Source organism: Paenibacillus sp. EKM206P (genome assembly GCF_011066155.1).
Lineage (GTDB): Bacteria > Bacillota > Bacilli > Paenibacillales > Paenibacillaceae > Paenibacillus > Paenibacillus polymyxa_D.
Genome location: NZ_JAAMNQ010000144.1, coordinates 1 through 212, shown reverse-complemented (window position 1 = coordinate 212; position 212 = coordinate 1). Strand labels below are relative to the sequence as shown.

Annotated in this window: 1 tRNA gene; it reads left to right on the top strand. The window is 48.1% G+C overall.

Going from position 1 to position 212, the window contains the following annotated elements:
- Window positions 1-139 precede the first annotated feature (139 nt).
- Window positions 140-212, top strand: a tRNA-Phe gene (locus G9G53_RS26145).

Genomic DNA, 212 nt, shown 5'->3' with positions numbered 1-212 from the left:
CTGTGGTGTAGAGGCCTAACATGCCTGCCTGTCACGCAGGAGATCGCGGGTTCGAATCCCGTCAGTTCCGCCATTTTAGCTTCATATATAATTGGCATATATAGTGCGGATTATATGATGTAGTAATAAAATTTAATATGGCTCGGTAGCTCAGTCGGTAGAGCAGAGGACTGAAAATCCTCGTGTCGGCGGTTCGATTCCGTCCCGAGCCA